Source organism: Streptomyces reniochalinae, assembly GCF_003323735.1.
In the GTDB taxonomy this organism is placed as follows: Bacteria; Actinomycetota; Actinomycetes; order Streptomycetales; family Streptomycetaceae; genus Streptomyces; species Streptomyces reniochalinae.
Genome location: NZ_QOIM01000032.1, coordinates 55,827 through 78,561, shown reverse-complemented (window position 1 = coordinate 78,561; position 22,735 = coordinate 55,827). Strand labels below are relative to the sequence as shown.

General features: G+C 73.2%; 20 protein-coding genes. 15 read left to right on the top strand and 5 right to left on the bottom strand.

Features of this window, described 5'->3' with window-relative positions:
- Window positions 1-7: 7 nt before the first annotated feature.
- The 7 genes from DQ392_RS12565 to metK all read left to right on the top strand — a co-directional run bounded on the left by DQ392_RS12565 (window position 8) and on the right by metK (window position 6,487).
- Window positions 8-1,123, top strand: coding sequence for a quinone-dependent dihydroorotate dehydrogenase (locus DQ392_RS12565; protein WP_114015657.1), 1,116 nt, complete (start codon window positions 8-10; stop codon window positions 1,121-1,123).
- Window positions 1,120-1,959: an orotidine-5'-phosphate decarboxylase gene (gene pyrF, locus DQ392_RS12560; protein WP_114015656.1), complete on the top strand. Its 840-nt coding sequence runs from the start codon at window positions 1,120-1,122 to the stop codon at window positions 1,957-1,959. Before DQ392_RS12565 ends, pyrF begins: the two co-directional genes overlap by 4 nt.
- A gap of 250 nt (window positions 1,960-2,209) precedes the next feature.
- Window positions 2,210-2,533, top strand: coding sequence for an integration host factor (locus tag DQ392_RS12555; protein ID WP_114015655.1), 324 nt, complete (start codon window positions 2,210-2,212; stop codon window positions 2,531-2,533).
- A gap of 37 nt (window positions 2,534-2,570) precedes the next feature.
- Window positions 2,571-3,167 carry a guanylate kinase gene (gmk, locus tag DQ392_RS12550; protein ID WP_114015654.1) on the top strand — a complete coding sequence of 199 codons (597 nt, stop codon included), beginning with the start codon at window positions 2,571-2,573 and terminating at the stop codon, window positions 3,165-3,167.
- Window positions 3,168-3,272: 105 nt separating this feature from the next.
- The gene (gene rpoZ / locus DQ392_RS12545) at window positions 3,273-3,551 is read left to right on the top strand and encodes a DNA-directed RNA polymerase subunit omega (RefSeq protein WP_027737075.1); all 279 of its coding nucleotides are present in this window, start codon (window positions 3,273-3,275) and stop codon (window positions 3,549-3,551) included.
- A 187-nt stretch (window positions 3,552-3,738) separates the two neighbouring features.
- Entirely contained in the window at window positions 3,739-4,917 is a 1,179-nt protein-coding gene (gene coaBC / locus DQ392_RS12540) for a bifunctional phosphopantothenoylcysteine decarboxylase/phosphopantothenate--cysteine ligase CoaBC (protein WP_245981423.1), read from the top strand.
- A gap of 361 nt (window positions 4,918-5,278) precedes the next feature.
- Complete coding sequence (gene metK, locus DQ392_RS12535; RefSeq protein WP_114015652.1) at window positions 5,279-6,487, top strand: methionine adenosyltransferase; 1,209 nt, start codon at window positions 5,279-5,281, stop codon at window positions 6,485-6,487.
- A 542-nt stretch (window positions 6,488-7,029) separates the two neighbouring features.
- On the opposite strand, the gene DQ392_RS12530 is transcribed toward metK, so the two are convergent.
- From DQ392_RS12530 to DQ392_RS12515, 4 genes are read right to left on the bottom strand one after another with little or no spacing between them, the layout of a single operon-like run.
- Window positions 7,030-8,361, bottom strand: a complete 1,332-nt coding sequence (locus DQ392_RS12530; RefSeq protein WP_114015651.1) for a hypothetical protein — start codon at window positions 8,359-8,361, stop codon at window positions 7,030-7,032.
- 34 nt (window positions 8,362-8,395) lie between these two features.
- On the bottom strand, window positions 8,396-10,354 hold the full coding sequence (locus tag DQ392_RS12525; protein ID WP_114015650.1) for a hypothetical protein: 1,959 nt from the start codon (window positions 10,352-10,354) through the stop codon (window positions 8,396-8,398).
- The gene (locus tag DQ392_RS12520) at window positions 10,351-11,094 is read right to left on the bottom strand and encodes a toll/interleukin-1 receptor domain-containing protein (protein ID WP_114015649.1); all 744 of its coding nucleotides are present in this window, start codon (window positions 11,092-11,094) and stop codon (window positions 10,351-10,353) included. Before DQ392_RS12520 ends, DQ392_RS12525 begins: the two co-directional genes overlap by 4 nt.
- Before the next feature lie 41 nt (window positions 11,095-11,135).
- A complete protein-coding gene (locus tag DQ392_RS12515; RefSeq protein WP_114015648.1) occupies window positions 11,136-12,410 on the bottom strand; it encodes a helix-turn-helix domain-containing protein in 1,275 nt (424 codons plus the stop codon).
- Window positions 12,411-12,624: 214 nt separating this feature from the next.
- Here DQ392_RS12515 and DQ392_RS12510 point away from each other — a divergent pair, with 214 nt between their 5' ends.
- From DQ392_RS12510 to DQ392_RS12500, 3 genes are all read left to right on the top strand, one after another.
- Complete coding sequence (locus tag DQ392_RS12510; RefSeq protein ID WP_245981399.1) at window positions 12,625-13,266, top strand: TetR/AcrR family transcriptional regulator; 642 nt, start codon at window positions 12,625-12,627, stop codon at window positions 13,264-13,266.
- 265 nt (window positions 13,267-13,531) lie between these two features.
- Window positions 13,532-15,709, top strand: a complete 2,178-nt coding sequence (locus DQ392_RS12505; RefSeq protein WP_114015646.1) for a primosomal protein N' — start codon at window positions 13,532-13,534, stop codon at window positions 15,707-15,709.
- Window positions 15,710-15,890: 181 nt separating this feature from the next.
- Window positions 15,891-16,124, top strand: coding sequence for a hypothetical protein (locus DQ392_RS12500; RefSeq protein ID WP_114015645.1), 234 nt, complete (start codon window positions 15,891-15,893; stop codon window positions 16,122-16,124).
- Window positions 16,125-16,287: 163 nt separating this feature from the next.
- On the opposite strand, the gene DQ392_RS12495 is transcribed toward DQ392_RS12500, so the two are convergent.
- Window positions 16,288-16,920 (bottom strand): hypothetical protein, encoded by a 633-nt coding sequence (locus DQ392_RS12495; RefSeq protein ID WP_114015644.1) that lies wholly within the window; start codon window positions 16,918-16,920, stop codon window positions 16,288-16,290.
- 381 nt (window positions 16,921-17,301) lie between these two features.
- Here DQ392_RS12495 and fmt point away from each other — a divergent pair, with 381 nt between their 5' ends.
- The 5 genes from fmt (at window position 17,302) to DQ392_RS12470 (ending at window position 22,722) form a co-directional block, all read left to right on the top strand.
- Entirely contained in the window at window positions 17,302-18,264 is a 963-nt protein-coding gene (gene fmt / locus DQ392_RS12490; RefSeq protein WP_114015643.1) for a methionyl-tRNA formyltransferase, read from the top strand.
- Between the two features lie 461 nt (window positions 18,265-18,725).
- Window positions 18,726-20,237, top strand: coding sequence for an RsmB/NOP family class I SAM-dependent RNA methyltransferase (locus DQ392_RS12485; protein WP_114015642.1), 1,512 nt, complete (start codon window positions 18,726-18,728; stop codon window positions 20,235-20,237).
- Window positions 20,238-20,363: 126 nt separating this feature from the next.
- Entirely contained in the window at window positions 20,364-21,047 is a 684-nt protein-coding gene (gene rpe, locus DQ392_RS12480; RefSeq protein ID WP_114015641.1) for a ribulose-phosphate 3-epimerase, read from the top strand.
- A gap of 133 nt (window positions 21,048-21,180) precedes the next feature.
- A complete protein-coding gene (locus tag DQ392_RS12475) occupies window positions 21,181-22,179 on the top strand; it encodes a sugar-binding transcriptional regulator (RefSeq protein WP_181856399.1) in 999 nt (332 codons plus the stop codon).
- Window positions 22,180-22,245: 66 nt separating this feature from the next.
- Window positions 22,246-22,722, top strand: coding sequence for a cation:proton antiporter regulatory subunit (locus DQ392_RS12470; RefSeq protein ID WP_114015639.1), 477 nt, complete (start codon window positions 22,246-22,248; stop codon window positions 22,720-22,722).
- Window positions 22,723-22,735: the final 13 nt, after the last annotated feature.

Sequence of the window (22,735 nt, the reverse complement as noted above, 5' to 3'; positions counted from 1 at the left end):
CACCCACATGTACGGACTCCTCTTCCGCACGCTCTTCCGCCGCATGGATCCGGAAAACGCCCACCACCTCGCGTTCTCCTGGATCCGCACCGCGGCCCGCACCCCCGTCGTGCGCACGTTCGCCGCCGCGGCCCTCGCCCCCCGCCACAGGGCACTGCGCGTCGAGGCGCTGGGCCGCCGTATGCAGGGACCGTTCGGCCTGGCCGCGGGATTCGACAAGAACGCCGAGGGCATCGACGGCCTGGCGATGCTCGGCTTCGACCACGTCGAGGTCGGCACCGTGACCGGCCGCGCTCAGCCGGGCAACCCGAAAAAGCGGCTCTTCCGCCTGGTCGAGGACCGGGCGCTGATCAACCGGATGGGCTTCAACAACGAGGGCTCGGCCGCCGTGGCGGCGCGGCTTGCCGCGCGCAGCGCGGTCTTCCGTACCACCGTCGGCGTCAACATCGGCAAGACGAAGACCGTACCGGAGGAGGAGGCGGCCGCCGACTACGTCGCCTCGACGAAGGCGCTGGCCCCGTACGCCGACTACTTGGTCGTCAACGTCTCCTCGCCGAACACCCCGGGACTGCGCAACCTCCAGGCGGCCGCACACCTGCGCCCGCTCCTGACCGCCGTGCGTGAGGCGGCCGACCGCACGGTCACCGGGCGCCGCGTGCCCCTGCTGGTCAAGATCGCGCCGGATCTGGCGGACGAGGACGTCGACTCCGTCGCCGACCTGGCCCTCGAACTGGGACTGGACGGGATCATCGCGACCAACACCACCGTCGCCCGCAACGGGCTGGGCCTCAGCGCGGGCCCGTCCCTGAGGGCCGAGGCCGGCGGACTGTCGGGGGCTCCGGTCCGCGACCGCTCGCTGGAGGTGCTGCGGCGGCTGTACGCGCGCGTCGGCGACCGGCTCACGCTGGTCGGGGTCGGCGGCGTGACCACCCCCGAGGACGCGTGGCGCCGCATCCTCGCCGGTGCCACGCTGGTGCAGGGCTACACCGCCTTCCTGTACGAGGGACCGCTGTGGATGCGCCGGATGCACGACGGGCTCGCCCGGTTGCTGGCGGCCAGCCCGTACGCCACCCTCGCCGAGGCCGTCGGCGCCGAACACCGCGAACAGGAGGCCGCCGCGTGAGGGAACAGGAACCCTTCGGCGTCCGGCTGCGCCGCGCCATGGACACGCGCGGGCCGCTGTGCGTGGGCATCGACCCGCACGCCTCCCTGCTGCGCGACTGGGGCCTGGACGACGGCGTGGCGGGTCTCGAACGGTTCAGCCGTACGACCGTGGAGGCGCTCGCCGACCGGGTGGCCGTCCTCAAGCCGCAGTCGGCGTTCTTCGAGCGCTTCGGCTCGCGCGGCATCGCCGTCCTGGAGAAGACGGTGGCCGAGGCGCGCGCGGCCGGAGCGCTGGTGCTCATGGACGCGAAGCGGGGCGACATCGGCTCCACGATGAGCGCCTACGCCGCCGCGTTCCTCGATCCTGCGGGGCCGCTGTTCTCGGACGCGCTCACCGTCAGCCCCTATCTGGGGTTCGGGGCGCTGGCCCCCGCCGTGGAGGCGGCCACCGCCGCAGGCGCCGGCCTCTTCGTGCTGGCGCTCACCTCGAACCCGGAGGGTCAGGAGGTGCAGCGCGCGGCCGGTGCCGACGGGACGACGGTGGCGGCCACCGTGCTGCGCCACCTGGCGGAGTCGAACGCGGGTGCGCGGCCCCTGGGCTCCTTCGGTGCCGTGGTCGGCGCCACGCTGGGGGATCTGTCGGCGTTCGAGCTGGACGTGAACGGTCCGCTGCTCGCTCCGGGGATCGGGGCGCAGGGCGCGACGCCCGCGGACCTGCCCGCGGTCTTCGGCCCCGCCGCCCGGAATGTCGTCCCGAGTGTGAGCCGGGGAGTCCTTCGTCACGGACCCGCTACAACCGGACTGCGGGAGTCCGCCGCACGGTTCGCCGACCAGGTGCGCGAAGCCGTGGGCTGAACCAGGCGGTATCCGGGCCTGTGACCCGCGTGACCCCCGGAAAATGCGTCGGGTATGTCCAGAAAAGTCCTGGTCGAGCGAGGCTGACCAGGACTTTTCGTCTGTTCTCGCTGACTCCTGGCCTCACTGCCGCTAGTCTCCGTCGAGAGCACCGCGCACAAGCGCGTTGCTCGTTGCTCCGCAGGTGGGGGAGTACTAGGTTTCCTCACCGATCCGTATCCGACAGTTCGACATCCGAGGTGACGTAGGCGTGGCTCTTCCGCCCCTTACCCCTGAACAGCGCGCAGCCGCGCTCGAAAAGGCCGCCGCGGCTCGCCGGGAGCGCGCCGAGGTCAAGAACCGGCTCAAGCATTCCGGTGCGTCCCTGCACGAGGTCATCCAGCAGGGCCAGAAAAACGATGTGATCGGCAAGATGAAGGTCTCCGCTCTCCTGGAGTCCCTCCCCGGCGTCGGCAAGGTCCGCGCCAAGCAGATCATGGAGCGCCTGGGGATCTCCGAGAGCCGCCGTGTCCGCGGCCTCGGGTCCAACCAGATCGCCGCCCTGGAGAAGGAGTTCGGCGGGAAGGCCGCCTGAGGTCTCAGGCACTCCCGTTAACCGGGATAATCACTGCATGAGTTCCGCAGTTCCCCGGGGGGAGACCCCGGTACCCCCGGTCAGCACGTCGCGGCTGACCGTGCTCTCCGGTCCCTCCGGGGTCGGCAAGAGCACGGTCGTCGCCCACATGCGCAAGGCCCACCCCGGAGTCTGGCTCTCCGTGTCCGCCACCACCCGCAAGCCGCGGCCCGGTGAGCGGCACGGCGTGCAGTACTTCTTCGTCGACGACGAGGAGTTCGACAAGCTCGTCGCCAACGGTGAGCTGCTCGAGTGGGCCGCGTTCGCGGGAAACCGCTACGGCACCCCCAGGCAGGCGGTGCTGGAGCACCTGGAGCGGGGAGAGCCCGTCCTGCTGGAGATCGACCTGCAAGGGGCGCGGCTCGTCAAGCAGTCCATGCCCGAGGCGCAGCTGGTCTTCCTCGCACCGCCCAGCTGGGACGAGCTGGTCAGGCGACTGACCGGCCGGGGTACCGAGGCGCCCGAGGTCATCGAGCGCAGGTTGGCCGCTGCCCGTACCGAGCTGGCCGCCGAAGCCGAGTTCGACCTGACCCTGGTCAACACCTCCGTCGAGCAGGTCAGTGCCGAGCTGCTAGCCTTGATGCGTATCGATTGACCCCGCAGCCCCGGCTGTGCCTGCCACGCAGCGTGCGGACGCGTGCCGCGCCGCTGCTCGCACGGCGATCGATCCCCTCTTCATTCACCCTTCGGAAGGCAGAGAGTGTCCTCTTCCATCACCACGCCCGAGGGCATCATCAACCCGCCGATTGATGAGCTGCTCGAGGCCACCGACTCCAAGTACAGCCTCGTGATCTACGCCGCCAAGCGCGCGCGCCAGATCAACGCGTACTACTCACAGCTCGGTGAGGGCCTCCTTGAGTACGTGGGCCCCCTGGTGGACACCCACGTGCACGAGAAGCCGCTCTCCATCGCGCTCCGCGAGATCAACGCCGGCCTCCTCACCTCCGAGGCCGTCGAGGCTCCGCCGGTCGGTCAGTGACCGGTCGGTAGCACTTCCACCAGGGGCCCGGCAGCGCGGCTGCCGGGCCCCTGGTGTGTCATAGGGGCACCAGGACGCGCGTGGGGAGAGACGAGTGACGCAGGAGCGGGACGAGGCAGCCGAGGCACCCGGTGCGGGTGGCGGGCGGCAGGCCGGGCCGAAGGTCGTACTCGGCGTCAGCGGAGGCATCGCCGCCTACAAGGCGTGCGAGCTGGCCCGGCGCTTCACCGAGAGCGGCCACGAGGTGCGCGCCGTCCCCACTCAGGCCGCGCTCCACTTCGTCGGGGCCGCCACCTGGTCGGCGCTGACCGGCAACCCCGTCGCCACCGAGGTGTGGGAGTCCGTCCACGAGGTGCCGCACGTGCGCATCGGCCACCAGGCCGACCTGGTCGTCGTCGCGCCCGCCACCGCCGACCTGCTCGCCAAGGCCGCCCACGGACTCGCCGACGACCTGCTCACCAACACCCTGCTGACCGCGCGATGTCCCGTTGTCTTCGCCCCCGCGATGCACACGGAGATGTGGGAGCACCCCGCCACCCAGGAGAACGTCGCCACGCTGCGCCGCCGCGGCGCCGTGGTCATCGAGCCCGCCGTCGGCCGGCTGACCGGCAAGGACACCGGCAAGGGACGGCTGCCCGACCCGGATGCGCTCTTCGACGTCTGCCGCCGGGTGCTCGCCCGGGGCGTGGCGGGCGCCGGCCCCGACCTCGCGGGGCGCCACGTCGTCGTCAGCGCGGGCGGCACCCGCGAGCCCCTCGACCCGGTGCGCTTCCTCGGCAACCGCTCCAGCGGCAAGCAGGGCTACGCCCTCGCCCGTACGGCCGCCGCGCGGGGTGCGCGGGTGACGCTCGTCTCCGCCAACAGCGCACTGCCCAAGCCCGCGGGTGTGGACCTCGTCCACGTCGGCAGCGCGCGGGAACTGCACGAGGCGGTGACCGAGGCGGCGGCCGACGCGGACGCGGTGGTGATGGCCGCCGCCGTCGCTGACTTCCGTCCTGCCTCCTACGCCGGCGGGAAGATCAAGAAGAAGGACGGCCAGGACCCCGAGCCGCTGGCGCTGGTCCGCAACCCGGACATCCTCGCAGGACTGTCGGCGGACCGCCCGCGTGCCGGACAGGTGGTGGCCGGCTTCGCCGCCGAGACCGACGACGTGCTGGCGCACGGCCGCGCCAAGCTCGCCGCCAAGGGCTGCGACCTGCTGGTCGTCAACGAGGTGGGGGAGTCGAAGACGTTCGGTGCCGAGGAGAACGAAGCCGTCGTGCTGGGCGCCGACGGCAGCGAGACCGCCGTTCCCCACGGGCCGAAGGAGGCCCTCGCCGAGACCGTGTGGGACCTGATCGCGCAGCGCTTCCCCGGCCAGGGGTGAGCGGCTGAGCCCCGAGGCGCGGGCGAACCACGCGGAACCGGAGCTTCCGGGCCCGGAGCGGGCCTGATCCGGCCCCCGCCCGAGTGGGCCGGAAGTCGTCGAACGCCGTCGAACGGGGCCGGAAGGGCGCTCTTGACCCTGGTGGCGGCTGACCGACACGCCCTGACATGTCAGCATCTTCCACCCGGTTGCGGTGGCGAGCGCATTCGAATCGAGCAGGTCACGGTCGTCTCGTAGTTCGAGAGTCCGTGATTGGATACCGGCGGAGATGGATAAACTGGCCGCGGACCGTGCTTGGGCGCAGCCCCCGACCGGTCCGCCCCATGCTCAGCCAGCAGCCGCTGCAACCCCAGGGAGCGATGTGTCGCGCCGCTTGTTCACCTCGGAATCCGTGACCGAGGGTCACCCTGACAAGATCGCTGACCAGGTCAGCGACACGATCCTCGACGCACTCCTCAAGGAGGACCCGCACTCCCGGGTCGCCGTCGAGACGCTGATCACCACCGGTCTCGTCCACGTGGCCGGTGAAGTGACGACCAAGGCCTACGCGCCGATTTCCACCCTCGTGCGCAACAAGATCCTCGAGATCGGTTACGACTCGTCGAAGAAGGGCTTCGACGGCGCCTCCTGCGGCGTCTCCGAGTCCATCGGCGCCCAGTCGCCCGACATCGCGCAGGGCGTCGACAGCGCCTACGAGCGCCGCGTCGAGGGGGATGAGGACGAGCTCGACGAGCAGGGCGCGGGCGACCAGGGCCTGATGTTCGGCTACGCCTGCGACGAGACCGCCGAGTTCATGCCGCTGCCCATCACCCTGGCGCACCGGCTCTCCGAGCGGCTCTCGACCGTCCGGAAGAACGGGACGATCCCGTACCTGCGCCCCGACGGCAAGACCCAGGTCACCATCGAGTACAACGGCGACAAGGCCGTGCGCCTGGACACCGTGGTGGTCTCCTCCCAGCACGCTGCCGACATCGACCTGGACTCGCTGCTGGCACCCGACATCCGCGAGTTCGTCGTGGAGCCCGAGCTGAAGGCCCTCGTCGACGAGGGCATCAAGCTCGACACCGAGGGCTACCGCCTGCTGGTCAACCCGACAGGGCGGTTCGAGATCGGCGGCCCCATGGGTGACGCCGGGCTGACCGGACGCAAGATCATCATCGACACCTACGGCGGCATGGCCCGGCACGGTGGCGGCGCCTTCTCCGGCAAGGACCCGTCCAAGGTGGACCGCTCCGCCGCCTACGCCATGCGCTGGGTCGCCAAGAACGTGGTGGCAGCGGGGCTCGCCTCCCGCTGCGAGGTCCAGGTCGCCTACGCCATCGGCAAGGCCGAGCCGGTCGGTCTCTTCGTGGAGACCTTCGGCACGGCGACCGTCGACACCGAGAAGATCGAGCAGGCCATCTCGGACGTCTTCGACCTCCGCCCGGCCGCGATCATCCGCGACCTCGACCTGCTGCGACCCATCTACGCGCAGACGGCCGCCTACGGTCACTTCGGCCGTGCGCTCCCCGACTTCACCTGGGAGCGCACCGACCGCGTGGAGGCCCTCCGCAAGGCGGCCGGGATCTAGTTCCCGGCCGCGCGGTGCGGGGCCTGCCCGTGCCGGGCCGGGACGGGCTTCGGCCCGTCCCCTCGTCCCGCCCCGGCTCCCGTCCCCGGCGATCCCGCCGGGACGGCAGCCGGCCGGGACGGCGGTCCGTCCCGGGCTTCGCCCCCGCGCCGACCGTCTCCACGCCGAGCCCACACCGGAGGCCCGGCACCCCATGCTGGCGGGGTGCCGGGCCTCCGGCCTGGGCGCATGCCCGCGTGCGAGGGCTTTCGCACGGGAGCGCGGGCTGTGGGTGGGTGAACTGTCGGCGTGCGGACTGTGCGCGTGCGGACTGTGCGCGTGCGGGGCGCGCGATCTGGTGCGTTCCGCGGATGGTAATCGCCTCGCCCGGTTCGGGCCGCGGCCCCTACGCTGACCGTGGACGCGCCCGGTGCGCAGGCGGGGGCTACTTCCCATGTGAGTGATCTCTTCGCGGGTTCGCATCCCGTCGCCGGTCCCTCTCCGGGACCGGTGTGGCCGAGCGGCCCAAGGCGATGGCAGGGCTTTGGCCCACGCCTCCGCCCTCAGACCTCGGGCGCGTCCACCGGGCCTGGAGCACTCGATGTGCCGGACGTGTCCGGTGGGGCCGACGCGTCTGGTGTGCTGGGCATGCTGGACGTGTCCGGCATGGCCGACGGGCCTGGCGCGCTGGGCGTGTCCGGTGGGGCCGACGCGTCTGGCGTGCCCGGTGAGGCCGGCTCCGGTGCCGCGGGGTCGAAGCGTTGCCTGATGGCCTCGCTGGCCCCTTCCCGCGCGATCTTGAGGGCGCCCTCGTGCAGCGCTCTGGCCAGTACTCCCGCGTCCGGGTCGCCGGCCGGGACCTCCATCGCCGCCAGCAGGTCGGTGAAGACCTCCACCGGTGAGGGCGCCGCGTCCGCGTCCGTCTCGAACGGCGCGCCGAACGGGGGAGCATCGCCTGGCGCGCTCCCCGGGAAGTTCCCGTGGCCGTGCGCGCCGGCGTATCCGTGCCCGTACCCGTCGACCTGCCCGGCCGGGCCGCCGTCGCGGTGCCCGTTCAGGTAGCCGTTCGCAGTCGGCGCGGCCCCCTCCGGGACGCCGGTGGGGTGCGGCACCAGATGCGCGTAGCGCTCAGGGACCTCCTGGTTGTTCGCGGCCGAGGTCAGCTGGGCGAGCACGCCGAGATCGTCGACGGTCTTGCGGATCTGGTCGTCGTTCTTGGCGAGCCACCACACCACGGCGCTGCCGGTGTCGTGGAGCACGTCGTTGCCCAGGTACTCGCGGCGGTCCCGCTCGTACCGGCGCTCGTGCGCCCACAGCGTCTCGTCCTTGCGCACCGTGGCCAGCTTGCGCAGCCGCACGGCGTCCGCCTCCGACAGGGTGAGCGTCACGTTCTCCGCCATGGCGAGCACCCGTCCCTCGGGGTCGGCCCGCATGACAGCGAGCTCGCCGCTGAGCCGGTGCTGGGCCACCGAGCCGCGGTGCGGCTGCCACTGCTCGGTCACCTCGCGCGCTCTGTCCAGCACCGCGCTGACGGCCACCCCCGCGGGGCTGAACGGAGCGCTGTTCTTGGGCTGCTCCTCGGGCCACCAGCGGATGGTGGCGGAGAACCGGAAGTCGTAGTCCTGGGCCGCCGACGGGAGCACCACGTCCGCGACGGTCTCCTCTCTGCGCTCGGGCGGATCGGTCGGCCGGTCGGGCTCGGCCGTGAACTCCTGGGAGAGCGGATCGATGGGAGGGACGGCCCAGCGCCGCATGGCCAGGCAGACGGTCACGAAGGCGACCGCTGCCGCGCCCCAGGCCCAGGCCGGCCAGCGCAGGGCGAGGCCGGCGATGACCAGGACCAGGCCGAGAAGGACGGTGCAGAAGCCGGTCACCGTCTTGTGGCCAGAACTCATGGGGTCTCCTGACTCCTCTCGGTGCGTACGGCGCTCAGCGGGCGGCCGCGGCCGTACGGGAAGGTTGGGGGCGCGGCACGGATCCGGCGGCCTCCCAGAGGGCGTTCACGGTGCGACGGCGTGCGGGGTCGCCCGCCGCCCAGGAACAGGCGGCGGCGTAGACGGCTCCGAACGCCGCCCGCTGCCTGGCACACGCCGTGGCCAGTGCCCGCAGCGCGGGCCTGCGGGCGACGGGCCGGGTATGGGCCCGCTCCAGCCACGCTCGCAGAGGCTGTTCCCACCGTCGCGGTGGCAGGTGGGCGAGCGCGGCCGTCCAGTGGTCCGCCAGCAGCGCCCCCACCGTGGCGTCGCCCGCCATCCGGGCCGGATCGGCGACATGGAGGAAGATGCCAAGGTCGCGGAGTCCACGGGGCTCCTCCCCCGGGGCGAGCCGCTTGAGCAGGCTGCGGTAGAGGCGGTCGTCGGAGTCCGTGATGCGGGCCAGCGCCTCACGGGCCGTGACCCGCACGCCCTGTTCCCTGTGCCGGCTCACGTGGCGCAGCCGGATCATCGCCTGGTCGGGGAAGCGCCGGGAGAGCACCTCGGAGCACACGCCGATCACGACGTGGGCGCGGTGGCCCGGCAGCGCGGTGTCCTGGGCCCACCTGTAGAGCTGTTGCCTGAAGTGGCTGCCGTACCGCGCGTGGACCACGCCCTCGCCCAGTGCTCTGGCAGCCATCGTCAGCTCCTCCGGCGAGGCGGACGGCCCCGACCAGCGCTCAGCCAGGGCCGCCAGGCCGTCCGGGGGCCCGGTGCGCAGGCGCTCGTGCGCGAAGCGCGTGACCAGTTCGAGCCGGTCGGCGCGCTCCAGCGCCGTGAATCCGGGTGCGGTGCGGAGCCAGTCGGCCAGTGGTCCGCGCAGCTGCGGATAGTTGTCCCAGAACCAGCGGCGTACGCCGGCGTCGTAACCGGCCACGGTGAAGCGGACGCGGCCTCGGTGGGCTGCGGCCTTGATCTCGGCGAGCCGGGCGGTCAGCGTGCGGTGGTGCAGCAGGGGAGTGGCCACCTCGGGAAGTTCCGCCGCCCGGGCGAGCCGGGCGGCGGCCTCGTGGACCGTGTCGGTCCGTGCCCCGTGCAGCAGCGCCGTCGTCAGCAGGAGTGCACGCTGCGCACCGCTGTCCAGCCCGGACAGGTGCGCTTCGACGTCCTGTGCTCCAGGAGCGCGTGCGGCGAGGGCGGTCTTGAGCCACGCGGCGAAGCCTGATCCTGGCGGGGCGTTCTCCCGCGCGGCCCTGATGTCCTCGCTCAGGTCCGCAGTCTGGGCCATGGTGGCCGTCGTCAGCTCGTGCTCCAGCTCGGGCACGGCCACCTCGGCCCGCCGGACGTGGATGCCGACGTCGCGCAGGTGCGCTTGGAGTACGGCCGCCGGGTCGGGGCGCTCGAGGCGCACGACGAGTCCGCGGAAGACGTGCTCGAACCCCGCCCGCCACAAGGCCGGCAGCACGACGGCCAGCCAGGCGTCGCACTCCCGCACGACCTTGAGGAACCAGGGCAGCTCCGCCATGAACGTCTCGTAGCGGCGCGAAGAGACGGTGGACAGGTCGAGCAGCAGGGCGGCTCCCCGCTCCACCTGTTCCCGGTCCAGGGCGCGGCCGGCGGAGTCGCCCTCCTCCGCCTGGTCGACCAGTTCACGGAACCGGCGGCTGCCCTGCGGGAGTTGACAGAGGAAGACCTTCGCGGCTGTCCGGGCGCCGTGTCCGCGTCCGGCCGTGAGCATGACGGCGCGCTTGTCCTCCAGCAGCTCGCGGGCCCGGTCGCTGCCCACGGGATCGACGAACCGCCGACGCAGAGCGCGGAGTTCCTCGACGGCGACCTGACGGGGATCCCGGCCGCTGCGGTCGGAGGACGCGGAGGCCCTGATGTCCCCGTAGTAGATGTGCTGGTCGCCCGGGCCCGTGTGGAGCGGACCGCGTGCGTCGGTGACGTGACTGGAGGAGCCGGAGGAGGTGGTCATCGACGCTCCCCGAACCGGTGCCGCACGCCCCCCTTGTTGTCACCGCTGATGTAGGTGGCGCCTTCGCCCTCCAGACGCGGCTGGTGCACGTGCTGCGCCGCCGGGCCGGTGTTGAGGGGGCCGTGCGCGTCGCGGACCACCGTGGAGGTGACGCCTCCGGTGACGTCGCGGGCCTGGATGTGGCCGTCGCCGTCGCCCGTGAGCGTGTTGGAGGTGCCGCCGTCACCGACGGGGCGTTCGGACGGCTCGGCGGCGTCGTGTTCCTCCAGGCCCGGGACCAGTTCCGAGAGCACCTCGGCGAGCCGGGCGAGGTCCGTCGACGCCTGCTGGTGGTCGTAGCGTACGGACTGCACGTAGGCGAGCCGGGCCAGCGGCTGGGGGAGCGTCGCGGCCTTGAGGCGTTCCGTCCGGCGCCCGAGGAGCACCGGAATGACCAACCTCCCCTCCGAGATGGCCTCCAGGATCTCCTTGCGCACCCAGTCCTCGGCGTTGTCGAGCGCCCTGCACTCGGGACGCGCCGGATCCGGGGCATCCAGCCAGCCGGGGCCGATCAGGGCGAGGAGGGCGTCGCTGCGGCGGACGCCGGCGAGCAACTCGTCCGGGTAGAGCTGCCCCGGCCGAATGGACTCGCTCGCCCGGAAGACCAGCCCTTCGCCGAAGCGGTGCGACAGGTCGCGGGCGATGGTGGTGGCGGCCTGCTCACCGTCGCCGGTGCGGTAGTTGACGAAGACATGCGGCATGGCGGCTCCTTGTCGGGGTCGGGACGTGTGGCAGCTGCGGGTCAGATGTGGGTGGCCAGCCACGGAGCGAGTTCGCTCCCTGACCGGGTGGGATGGCGCCGCAGGACGTGCGCGAGGCGGCGCAGGTCCGTCCTGATCGTCGCGGAGGCGACCGAGTCCGTCGCCGCGGTGAGCGTTTGGACGACTGCGCAGGCGTGGTCGACCTCGCCCGCGGCGGCGTGCGCGAGCGCCCGCCGTATGCCGTACCTGGCCTGCGACCTGAGCGCGTGCGGCGGGAGTACGGCCGTCTGGCGGTCCAGCACCCGCGCGGCCTCGGCGGGCAGGCCGAGGTCGTACAGGCACCAACCGGTGATCATGGAGACCGGGTCGGCCAGTGTGCTGCTGCCGATGACCGGGGTCTGCTCCCGCGTGTCCTCGTCGGCCGACGCCAGTAGTTCCCTGGCCGATTCCAGATCGCGCATGCACGAGCGGTGGTCACCCGCCAGCGCGTGTCCCTGCGCCTCGCGCTGCGCCGCCAGCCCGCGCACCCGGTCGCTGCCGGCCAGCCGCCGCGCCCGGCGGGCCAGTTCGACCGTCTGTGCCGCGTCGCCGCGGTAGAGGGTGACCAGCGCGCGACGCACCAGAGCGTACGCGGCCAACCCGTGATCGCCGCCGTCCTCGGCGAGTTCCACCGCGCGGTCCGTCCACCACAGGGCGCCACGCTCGTCACCGGTCTCCTGGACGAGCCAGCCGATGTACTCGGCGTAGCGGGACGCCAGCGACAGCAGCCCATTCCTGGAGCGCAGGTCGGCCTGGTGCGCCAGCGAACGCAGGGTGTGCGTCTGCGCGATGAGCGGCGGGAGGACCAGGTGCGGGCCCGCGCTCTGGCCCAGGGAGCGGTAGTGGGCGAACAGGGAGCGTGCCGTGTGCAGGACCGCACTGCTGTCGGTCCGCGGCGCCGGCCGTCCCAGCGGAACGACCGAGGCGGCACCGGCCGCCACCACGCTTCTGCGCGGCACCGACTCGAAAGAGGCGCCGCCCGTGGGATCAAGACGCATCAGCCAGGTCTCACCTTCGTCGGAGGCGGGCTCGGGGGTCGGACTCGAAAGAGTGAAGGAGGGCGCGGAAGCCGCCAGGTCCCCGTCCGCCTCCAGCGCCGTGTCGCAGAGGCGGGCCAGCTGGGCTGACGGGGCCTTGAGGCCCCGCTCGACCTTGCTCAACTGGCTCTTGCTGTAGTGGACGAGAGCGCTGAGCTGACCGAGCGTGAACCCTCTGGCGAGGCGCAGCCGACGGAGTTCAGGACCGAATCCGAGCGGCTGCCGGGGCTGGTGGAGCACTGCTGACCTCCGTGTCTCTCACTCCGGGCGGGTGCCCCCTCGCCGCACTCAGCTTGGGGGCGCGCTCACCCGGCCAACAAGGCGTGGGGGCCGTTTCCCGTTTCCCCCTGCGGAGCAGGCAACAGCAATCGCGGTGCCGCGTCGAGACCGCCCGCCGGGCGGAGTGAGTACTTACTCCTTGACGGAGTGAGTGCTCACTCCGTAAGCTCGACGCATGAACGAACCACAGGCGAGGCGCAGGGCGCCCGCGATGGATCCGGAGCAGCGGCGCGCGATGATCGTGTCGGCGGCGCTCCCGCTCGTCGTCGAGTACGGACCGTTGGTGACGACCGCGAAGATCGCCCGCGCGGCCGGAATCGGCGAGGGCACCATCTTCCGTGTCTTCACCGACAAGGAGGCGCTGCTCGCCGCCTGCCTGGAAGAAGCGCTGCGGCCCGACGACACCCTCGCGCACCTCGAAGCCATCTCCCTCGATCAGCCGCTGTCGGACCGCCTCACCCAGGCGGCCGCGGTCATGCGGGGTCACATGAACCGGATAGGGGAGGTCGCCGGGGCCCTCGCCTCCGTCGGCAAGGCGGCGAGGCCGCCCGCCGCCGAGGCCGAAGGCCCGGAGGAGGGCCGGAGCCGACACGAGGCCGGGCCTGCCGCACCCCGCGCCGCGCTCACCTCACTCTTCGAGCCGGACCGAGCGGTGCTGCGCATGGCACCCGAACGGCTCGCCGACACCTTTCAGCTGCTGCTGATGAGCGCAGGCCGCCCGGGAGCCCCCCAACCTCTGGAGGACGCGGAGCTCGTCGATCTCTTCCTGCACGGAGCCCTCACCGGCGGACCGAAGCAGCCGGAGGAAGCCACGTGATCGGGCTGATGGGCACTCTGGGCGCTCTCCTGGCCATGGCCGTTCTTGTGCGCACCCGCTTGTGCGCACCCGCGACGTGACGCTCCCCGCGGCCGGCCGCACACCGGCGCGAGAGGCGACCGCCACGAGGACGAGCGCGCGAGCCCGTCACGAGACGAAAGGGGACAGTGATGAGCAGGACTGCCACCGGCGTGGGGCAGCGCGGCAGCCCCGGGCCGGATCGACAACAGGCCACCGGCTTCGGGCCGTCTGCGAAACTGAGCCGGTGAGCAGGGACAACGGCGGGCCGGAGGACAGGGGCGAACAGTCGCAGCAGCCCGAACAGGCCGAGCAGCTCGCCCTCATCCGGGAGACGGTCCGCGAGCGCAAGGCCCGTCCCCCCAGGGCGAAACCCCGCACCTGGCGGGGCGCGGAGCTCGCCACGCGGCTGCCGGTGGCGCGCGTGCTGGTCGACAAGGGACTCGTCCACCTCGACCGGTTCTTCGACTACGCCGTGCCCGCGGCGATGGATGAGGAGGCTCAGCCGGGCGTGCGCGTCCGGGTGCGCTTCGGCGCCGGGGAACGGGAAGGGCGCCGCGAAGGCGGCGGCCTCATCAACGGATTCATCGTGGAACGCCGTGCCGACTCCGACTTCACGGGACGGCTCGCCCCCCTCGCACAGGTCCTCTCACCCGAACCGGTCCTCACCCCCGAGCTGCTCCAGCTGTGCCGCTCGGTCGCGGACCGCTACGCCGGATCGCTGGCCGACGTGGTCCAACTGGCCGTCCCACCGCGACGCGCGAGAGCCGAGAAGCAGACTTCGCCGCGCCGCCCACCCAGGCCGCGGGCCCCGGAGCCCGGCGGCTGGTCCCGCTACCCGCAAGGCCCCGCCTTCCTACAGGCGCTCACGGACAAGTCCGCGCCTCGCGCGGTGTGGACGGCCCTGCCGGGCCCGCGCGACTGGGCCGACGAGCTGGCTCGCGCCATGGCCACCACCCTCGCCTCCGGGCGCGGCGCATTGGCCGTGCTGCCCGACGGCAAGTCGGCCGCCCGGGTGGACGCGGCGCTCACCGCGCTCGTCGGCGAGGGACAGCACGTGCTGCTGACCGCCGACGCCGGCCCCGAGCCCCGGTACCGCCGATGGCTGGCCGTCAGCCGCGGCGCGGTGCGCGCGGTCGTCGGCACCAGGGCGGCGATGTTCGCGCCGGTGCGGCGCCTCGGGCTGGCCGCGATCTGGGAGGACGGCGACTCCGGGCACAGTGAGGAGCGTGCCCCGCAGCCGCACGCCCGGGAGGTGCTGTTGCAGCGAGCCGTCACCGAAGGCGCGGCGTTCCTGCTGGGGGCGCACGGCTGCACGGTGGAGGCGGCCCAGTTGGTGGAGTCCGGGTTCGCCCGCCCCCTGGCCGCCGACCGTGACACGGTGCGGGCCGTGATGCCCCGGGTCCGCACGGCCGGCGAGGGCGACGAGGGGCGCGACCCGGCCGCCCGCAGCGCCCGGCTGCCCAGTCTCGCCTGGCGCACCGCGCGGGACGCGCTGGAGCACGGCCCGGTGCTGGTCCAGGTGCCGCGCCGCGGGTACGTGCCGAGGCTGGTGTGCGAGCGGTGCCGGGAGCCGGCCCGCTGCGCCCACTGTTCGGGACCGCTGGAGGCGTCGGGGGAGGGGACGGCGCTGCGCTGCGGCTGGTGTGCGCGCGAGACCCCGCAGTGGCGCTGCCCGATGTGCGCGGGCACACGGTTGCGCGGCAGCGTCATCGGGGCCCGGCGTACGGCAGAGGAACTGGGGCGCGCCTTCCCCTCTGTGCCGGTGCGGACATCCGGTGGCGAGCACGTGCTGGAGTCGGTGCCGGCGCGCCCGGCGCTCGTGGTCGCCACCCCGGGGGCCGAGCCGGTGCCGGAGGGCGAGGACGGGTATGCGGCCGCCCTGTTGCTGGACGGCTGGGCGCTGCTGGGGCGGCCCGATCTGCGTGCGGGCGAAGAGGCCCTGCGCCGGTGGCTGGGTGCCGCCTCGCTGGTGCGTCCGCAGGGCGAGGGCGGCAGCGTGGTGCTCGTCGCCGAGGAGTCGATGCGCCCGGTCCAGGCTCTGGTGCGCTGGGACCCGGCCGGGCACGCGCTGCGGGAGCTCGCCGACCGGGCCGAGCTGGGCTTTCCCCCGGTCTCCCGGATGGCGGCGGTCACCGGCCCGCCCGAGGCCGTCGCCGCGTTGCTGGACTCCGCCCGGGAGTCCGGACTGCCGGAAGGCGCCCAGGTGCTGGGCCCTGTGCCGCTGCCGGCCCCGGCCTCCGGGCGGCCGCGACGCCCCGGCGATCCGCCGCCGGGCCAGCTCTGGGAGCGGGCGCTGGTCCGGGTGCCGCAGGGCAGCGGCGCCACGCTGGCAGCGTCGTTGAAGACCGCTCTGGCGGGGCGGCTGGCACGCAGGGAGGGCGCGGTGCCGCACGTGCGGGTCGACCCGGTGGACATCGGCTGAGGCGGGCGCCCCGGCGGGGTCCCAGTACGCCCGCCTGCCGGCCCAAGCGCGAGGAGCCCGCCGCGTACGGGGAGTTCGCGCGCATCTGCACGATGCCGCGGTCACCTACCCGGATCCCGCGCACCCGGCCGGCTTCCTGGCCATCAGCGCGGCAACCGACGTCACTGAGCAGGACGCGCACGTGCGGGCGTTCCTCCGCGATCTGCGTAACAAGGACGTGGACGGGTGCGAGGCCCGGCTGCGTGAGGTGCAGCGGGCGGGAGAACTGCCCGCTCAGGCCGGCCCTCGGGCGCGGGCCGACTACTTCGCCACCGTCCTCCAGGGGCTCTCGCAGCGAGCCCAGGACGGGGCAACCGCCCCCCGAACTGACCGCGGCGGCCGAACCGGCGCTGGCCTGGCCGCAGCGCAACGCTGATCGGTTCACCCACTCCGACTGCAAGAGCACGGGCCACGGCTGGAGTACCGGCCCCACGAGGTGCCGCCCCTCCCCGGAGGGGCGGCACCTCGTGGGGCCGGGCGGGTGGCCGACGGCGCGCGGGAGCCGGCGGTGGTCGCCCGGCGGGGGCGTCGGGCGCCGGCTAGCCGTTGCGGGGGGAAGGGAGCGCGCCGGGGCGCGGGTCGTGACGGTCGAGGCGCTCGTGGCGAGGGTCCCGCCGGGGTTCGGACCGGGGCTCGGGGGGCGGCGCGGGCGATGCGGACTGCTGCGGCGGGATCGACCGGGCGACGGGCACGGCGGGACGTGGACCGGTCACCGCGCCGGGGGAGGCGGGCAGGGGGCGGGGCCCGGCGGGTACGACCGGTACGGCTTCCGGCTGCCGGGCGGCGGGCGCCTCGGTGTTCTCCGGGACACCTCGGGCGGTCCCGCGCCGGGAGGAGCCGTACCTGCGGTGCACGGCCTGCTTGGTGACGCCGAGCGCCGAGCCCACGGCGTCCCAGGAGAAGCCCAGTGAACGGTCGAAGTCGACGGCGGCGGTGACCAGCGTCTCGACGCTGTCGCGCAGTTCCTGGGCGAGCCTGACGGTCGGCGCGGGGGCGCGGCCGTAGACGACGAAACCGGCGGAGGGGCCGGTGCGTCGGGGGCGATAGACGTTGCCGAGCTGCGCGGTGAGGGTGCGCAGCGCGTCCACCTGCCGGCGGACCCGCTCGATGTCGCGCACCAGAAGGTGCAGGCTGGCCCGCGCCTGGGCGTCGTGCGTTGCGTGGTCGGCCATGAAGAAGCCTCTCGGACCGGCTGAAAGGGGGCGTTTCAGCTGTCGTGCTGGATGGGGTGACTGGATAACTGGAGGGGGGTGACTGGGGCGTGAAGGGCGGTGTGGAAGAAGGGAAACGGGAGAAAGGGGGGAAGGAGGGGAAGGGTGAACGGAGGGGGGAGGGGGTGGGAACGAGGCAGCGGCGCCTTCGGGGGCGGGGCGGCAACTCGATTCGGTCAATCTGACTTGACCAACGCGACGACGGGCCCTCGGGTCACGCTGCGGGGGCGCGGACGGAGTGCCGGCACGGCGCGCGGGTGCCCGTACGCCCCCTCCGGCGCGGGCCTCCTGATGACCGTAAACTGGACTGTCTTTCCGCGTGTGAGAGGTAGTTCGCCACCGATGAGGCTCGTCTTCGCAGGCACACCAGAGGTCGCCGTCCCGGCGCTCGATGCCCTGATCGCTTCCGAGCGGCACGAGGTCGCCGCCGTGGTCACCCGGCCCGACGCGCGGGCGGGACGCGGCAGGCGGCTGGTGCCCAGCCCCGTGGCCCAGCGGGCGCAGGAGGAGGGCATCGAGGTGCTCAAGCCCGCGCGCCCCCGGGACGAGGACTTCCTCGCGCGGCTGCGGGAGATCGGACCCGACTGCGCGCCTGTCGTCGCCTACGGCGCGCTGCTGCCCCGCGTCGCGTTGGACGTTCCCGCCAGGGGCTGGGTCAACCTGCACTTCTCGCTGTTGCCGGCCTGGCGCGGTGCGGCGCCCGTGCAGCACGCGTTGCTCGCCGGGGACGAGATGAGCGGTGCCACCACCTTCCTCATCGAGGAGGGACTGGACTCGGGTCCCGTCTACGGCGTGGTCACCGAAGAGGTGCGGGCCAGGGACACCAGCGGTGACCTGCTGACCCGGCTGGCGTTCGCGGGGGCGGGGCTGCTCGCCGCCACGATGGACGGTATCGAGGACGGCAGTCTGCAAGCGGTGCCGCAGCCGGAGGAGGGCATCTCCCTGGCGCCGAAGATCAATGTGGAGGACGCCCGCATCGACTGGACCGCGCCCGCGCTCCGGGTCGACCGGGTGGTGCGCGCGTGCACGCCGGCGCCCGGAGCGTGGACCGTTTTCCGTGGCGAGCGGCTGAAGGTGCGCTCCCTCGCGCCGCTGTCCGCGACGGCCACGACCGCGGCTGCCGTCGCGGGTGGGGAGGGGCTTCCGCCGGGTGAGCTGAGGGCCGGCAAGAACGCGGTGCACGTGGGTACGGGGTCGCACCCGGTCGAGCTGGAGTGGGTGCAGCCGCAGGGTAAGAAGCCCATGCGGGCGGCCGACTGGGCGCGGGGCAGCCGCATCGAAGAGGGTGCCGGGTTCGAGGCGTAATCCGGCTCCCGGGCTCCGCGGTCGGGGAAGTTCGCCACCTCCGGAGTTCGGGGCTCCGGCAGCTTCTCAGCTCCGACGCGCCGAGCGCCCGCTTCGGCAGCTCCGACACTCCGAGGAACCGAGACCCCCGAACTCCGACGTCCGAGGAGCCGAGGCACCCGGCTCCGCAGCTCCGACACTCTGAGGGACACCCGAGCACCGAGCCACCGAGGCGCGAGCTCCGACGCCCCGAGGGGCGGTCTCCGAGGCTCGGGGCCCGACGGGGGCCTCGACGCTCCGGGGCCGCGACGCTCCGCGGCCCCGAACCCGGGAGCCCCCGGGGCCCCGCGGCCGGTGCCGGGCGCGGGTGTGCGCGCCGTCGGAGCCGCCGCGGCGGACGGGGAGGGCTGCGTGGCGGTGAGGGGGGCGCGGGGTCGTAGGGTGGAGGTCTTGATCCCTCGTTACGCGGAGCACCTTCAGCTGTGAGCACCCCACCCCGTCACGGCGGCCGGCCGGGCAGGTCTACAAAACCGGGCAAGTCAGGTAAGTCGGGCAAGCCCGGGAAGCCGTACCGGCGGCCGCGCAAGGACCCGGTCCGCGTCCTCGCGTTCGAGGCGTTGCGCGCTGTCGACGAACGCGACGCCTACGCGAACCTGGTGCTGCCGCCGCTGCTGAGGAAGGCCCGCGAGAAGGGCACCGACGAGGGCGGTCTGGACGCGCGGGACGCGGCGCTGGCCACGGAGCTGGTGTACGGCACGCTGCGGTGGCAGGGCACCTACGACGCGATCATCGCTGAGTGCGTCGACCGCCCGCTGCGCCAGGTCGACCCGCCGGTGCTGGACGTGCTCTCGCTGGGTGCCCATCAGCTGCTGGGCACCCGCATTCCGCAGCACGCCGCGGTGAGCGCCACGGTGGAGCTGGCCCGGGTGGTGCTGGGCGACGGGCGGGCCAAGTTCGTCAACGCGGTGCTGCGGCGGATCACCGCCGATGACCTGGAGGGCTGGCTGGACCGGGTCGCGCCGCCCTACGACGAGGATCCCGAGGAGCACCTGGCGCTGCGCCACGCCCACCCGCGGTGGGTGGTCTCCGCGCTCTGGGACGCGCTGCCTTCGCGGGCCCAGGGGGGCGGCGGCCGTGCGGACATCACCGCGCTGCTGGAGGCCGACAACGAGCGGCCGGAGGTCACGCTGGTGGCCCGCCCCGGCCGGGCGTCCGTCGAGGAGCTGACCACCGGCGAGACGGCGCCGGGGCGCTGGTCGCCGTACGCGGTGCGGATGGCCGAGGGCGGTGAGCCCGGGGCGCTGGACGCCGTGCGTGAGGGCAGGGCGGGGGTGCAGGACGAGGGAAGCCAGCTCGTCGCGCTCGCCCTGGCCGACGCGCCCGTGGAGGGCGGGAGCGACAGGCAGTGGCTGGACGTCTGCGCGGGTCCCGGCGGTAAGGCCGCCCTGTTGGGGGCGCTCGCGGCCGGGCGGGGGGCGATGCTGTTGGCGGCCGAGAAGCAGCCGCACCGTGCCCGGCTGGTGGCCCGTGCGCTGGAGGGCAATCCGGGTCCGTGGGCCGTGGTCAGCGCGGACGGGACGCGCCCCGCGTGGCGGCCCGGGAGTTTCGACCGGGTGCTGGTGGACGTGCCGTGTACCGGCCTCGGCGCGCTGCGGCGCAGGCCGGAGGCCCGATGGCGGCGCACCCCTGAGGATCTGGCGGGGTTCGCTCCGTTGCAGCGCGGGCTGTTGCGGCAGGCGGTGGCGGCGGCCCGGGCGGGTGGCGTCGTCGGGTATGCGACGTGCTCGCCGCACCTGGCGGAGACCCGCGCGGTCGTCGACGACGTGCTGCGCGGGCTGGAGAAGGATCCGCGCGGCCCATCGGTCGAACTCCTGGACGCCCGCCCTCTGCTGCCCGGCGTACCTGAGCTGGGCGAGGGTCCTGATGTCCAGCTGTGGCCGCATCTGCACGGTACGGACGCGATGTACCTGGCGCTGCTGCGCCGCACGGCGTGAAGGCCGCACGGCGTGAAGGTCCCACGGTGTGGAAGCCGCACGGGCGCGAAGGCCCACGGCGCGAAGCGCACGGCGTGAGCCCCACCGAATGATCACTTCGAACGTCCACACGGAATACTGGTAACCATGGCTCAGATCAACCCCAGCATCCTGTCCGCCGACTTCGCGCGGCTCGCCGACGAGGCGGACGCGGTCTCCGGCACCGGCGGCGCCGACTGGCTGCACGTCGATGTCATGGACAACCACTTCGTGCCCAATCTGACCCTGGGCGTGCCCGTCGTCGAGTCGCTGCGCAAGGCCACGGACACCCCGCTGGACTGCCACCTGATGATCGAGGAGCCGGACCGCTGGGCGCCGGCGTTCGTGGAGGCGGGCGCGGGTTCGGTCACCTTCCACGCGGAGGCGGCCGCGGCTCCGGTGCGGCTGGCCCGCGAGGTCCGCGCCCAGGGGGCCCGTGCGTCCATGGCGCTCAAGCCGGCCACCCCGATCGAGCCGTACGAGGACCTGCTGCCCGAGCTGGACATGCTGCTGGTGATGACGGTGGAGCCGGGCTTCGGCGGGCAGGCGTTCCTCGACATCATGCTGCCGAAGATCCGCCGCACCCGGCAGCTGATCGACAAGCACGGTCTGCAACTGTGGCTCCAGGTGGACGGCGGGGTCTCCGCCTCCACCATTGAGCGGTGCGCCGAGGCGGGTGCCGACGTGTTCGTGGCCGGCTCCGCGGTCTACGGTGCCGAGGACCCTGTGGAGGCGGTGCGCGCGTTGCGGCGGCAGGCGGAGCGGGCCGGCCGCCCGGGGCAGGGGAGCTGAGGTGAACGCTGGGTGACCAGGGTCACGTTTGTCAGGGGATCTGCAAGGATGAACGCGCGGCGCGCACGTGCCGCCGGCGCGGACACGGCAAGACAGTGAGGTGAGAGCGGTGTCGTCGGGGCGAGCCACGCGAATGGGACCCGCCGAGCTCATGCAGGCGGCGGCGATGGCCCGCCGTTTCTATCTGGAGGGCAAGTCCAAGATCCAGATCGCGGACGAGTTCGGGGTGAGCCGCTTCAAGGTGGCCCGGGTGCTGGAGACGGCGCTCGAATGCGACCTGGTGCGGATCGAGATCAGGGTGCCGGCCGAGCTGGAAGCCGAGCGTTCGGACGCGCTGCGTGCCCGCTTCGGGCTGCGGCACGCGGTCGTCGTCGAGTCGCCCACCGAGGCCGTCGACGACGCGGCGGACCCGGAGAACCTCGGCGAGGTCGCCGCCGATCTGCTGGGCGAGCTGGTCACCGACGGCGATGTGCTGGGTCTGGCCTGGGGCCGCTCCACCATCCACATGGCGACGGCGCTGCGCCAGCTGCCCCCGTGCACGGTGGTCCAGCTCACCGGTGTCTACGACGCGGGCACGGCCGACCGCGGTTCGGTGGAGGCCGTCCGGCGTGCCGCGGAGGTCGCGGGCGGGGAGGCGCACCCCATCTACGCGCCGATGCTGCTGCCGGACAGCTCCACCGCCGCGGCGCTGCGTCACCAGACGGGCATCGCTCGCGCTTTCGAGTACTTCGACAAGGTGACCGTCGCCGCCGTCTCCATCGGCTCCTGGGAGCCGGGGATCTCCACGGTGCACGACATGCTCAGCGCCGAGGAGCGCGAGCACTACTCGTCACTCGGGGTGGCCGCCGAGATGTCGGCGCACCTGTTCGACGCGCAGGGCCGGCGGATCGGCCGCGACCTGGGGGAGCGGTGCATCACCGTCGAGGCCGAGCGGCTGCGCCGGATCCCGGAGGTCGTGGCCATCGCCGGGGGGCACCGGAAGGCGGCCGCCATCGGCGCCGTGCTCCGCTCCGGACTGGTCACCAGCCTGGTGACCGACACCGCGGCAGCCGACTGGCTGCTGGCCGAGGAAGAATCGGGCCCCCGTCCGGCGTTGGAGCGTACGGATCCGGACAGCACCGCCGCTTCGTAGCAGTTCGCCGCAGGACGCCGAGCGGACCTGCGCAGTCCTCGTGGAAGGTTGAGAAGGGCAGCAGCCATGACGACCAAGAGCACCAAGCTGCCGGGGTTGGGCAAGCAGTACGACATCACCACCCGGACCGGGCGCCACATCTCGGTGGTCGCCCACCAGGACGGCCGCAGGTTCCTCGGTTTTCATCCGGAGGACGACCCCGACGCCTGTCTGGCCACGGTGCAGCTCGACAGGGAGGAGGCGGGCTCCCTGGCGGAGATCCTCGCTCCCGGCGAGAGCCCGCGGCTGGGCACGTGCGAGATGGAGATCGACCTGGTCACCGTCCGCATCCCGATGTCGGGGCAGTCCCCGTACAGCGGGGAGCCACTGGGTGCCACCCAGGCGCGGAGCCGTACCGGCGCCTCCATCGTCGCGGTGCTGCGCCGTACCGGCGCGGTGCCCTCGCCGACGCCCGACTTCCGGCTGGAGGCGGGGGACACGCTCGTCGCCGTCGGTACCCGGGAGGGAGTGGACGAGCTGACACGCATCATCTCCGGCACCTGAGCCGCGAGGACAA

Bases quoted from the DNA above. Each gene is read 5' to 3' on its own strand.
- DQ392_RS12530 (WP_114015651.1), bottom strand. From the start codon at position 8,361: ATGAGTTCTGGCCACAAGACGGTGACCGGCTTCTGCACCGTCCTTCTC.
- DQ392_RS12510 (WP_245981399.1), top strand. From the start codon at position 12,625: ATGAACGAACCACAGGCGAGGCGCAGGGCGCCCGCGATGGATCCGGAG.
- DQ392_RS12495 (WP_114015644.1), bottom strand. From the start codon at position 16,920: ATGGCCGACCACGCAACGCACGACGCCCAGGCGCGGGCCAGCCTGCAC.
- DQ392_RS12565 (WP_114015657.1), top strand. From the start codon at position 8: ATGTACGGACTCCTCTTCCGCACGCTCTTCCGCCGCATGGATCCGGAA.
- gmk (WP_114015654.1), top strand. From the start codon at position 2,571: ATGAGTTCCGCAGTTCCCCGGGGGGAGACCCCGGTACCCCCGGTCAGC.
- DQ392_RS12525 (WP_114015650.1), bottom strand. From the start codon at position 10,354: ATGACCACCTCCTCCGGCTCCTCCAGTCACGTCACCGACGCACGCGGT.
- rpe (WP_114015641.1), top strand. From the start codon at position 20,364: ATGGCTCAGATCAACCCCAGCATCCTGTCCGCCGACTTCGCGCGGCTC.
- DQ392_RS12470 (WP_114015639.1), top strand. From the start codon at position 22,246: ATGACGACCAAGAGCACCAAGCTGCCGGGGTTGGGCAAGCAGTACGAC.
- DQ392_RS12475 (WP_181856399.1), top strand. From the start codon at position 21,181: ATGGGACCCGCCGAGCTCATGCAGGCGGCGGCGATGGCCCGCCGTTTC.
- fmt (WP_114015643.1), top strand. From the start codon at position 17,302: ATGAGGCTCGTCTTCGCAGGCACACCAGAGGTCGCCGTCCCGGCGCTC.
- DQ392_RS12520 (WP_114015649.1), bottom strand. From the start codon at position 11,094: ATGCCGCATGTCTTCGTCAACTACCGCACCGGCGACGGTGAGCAGGCC.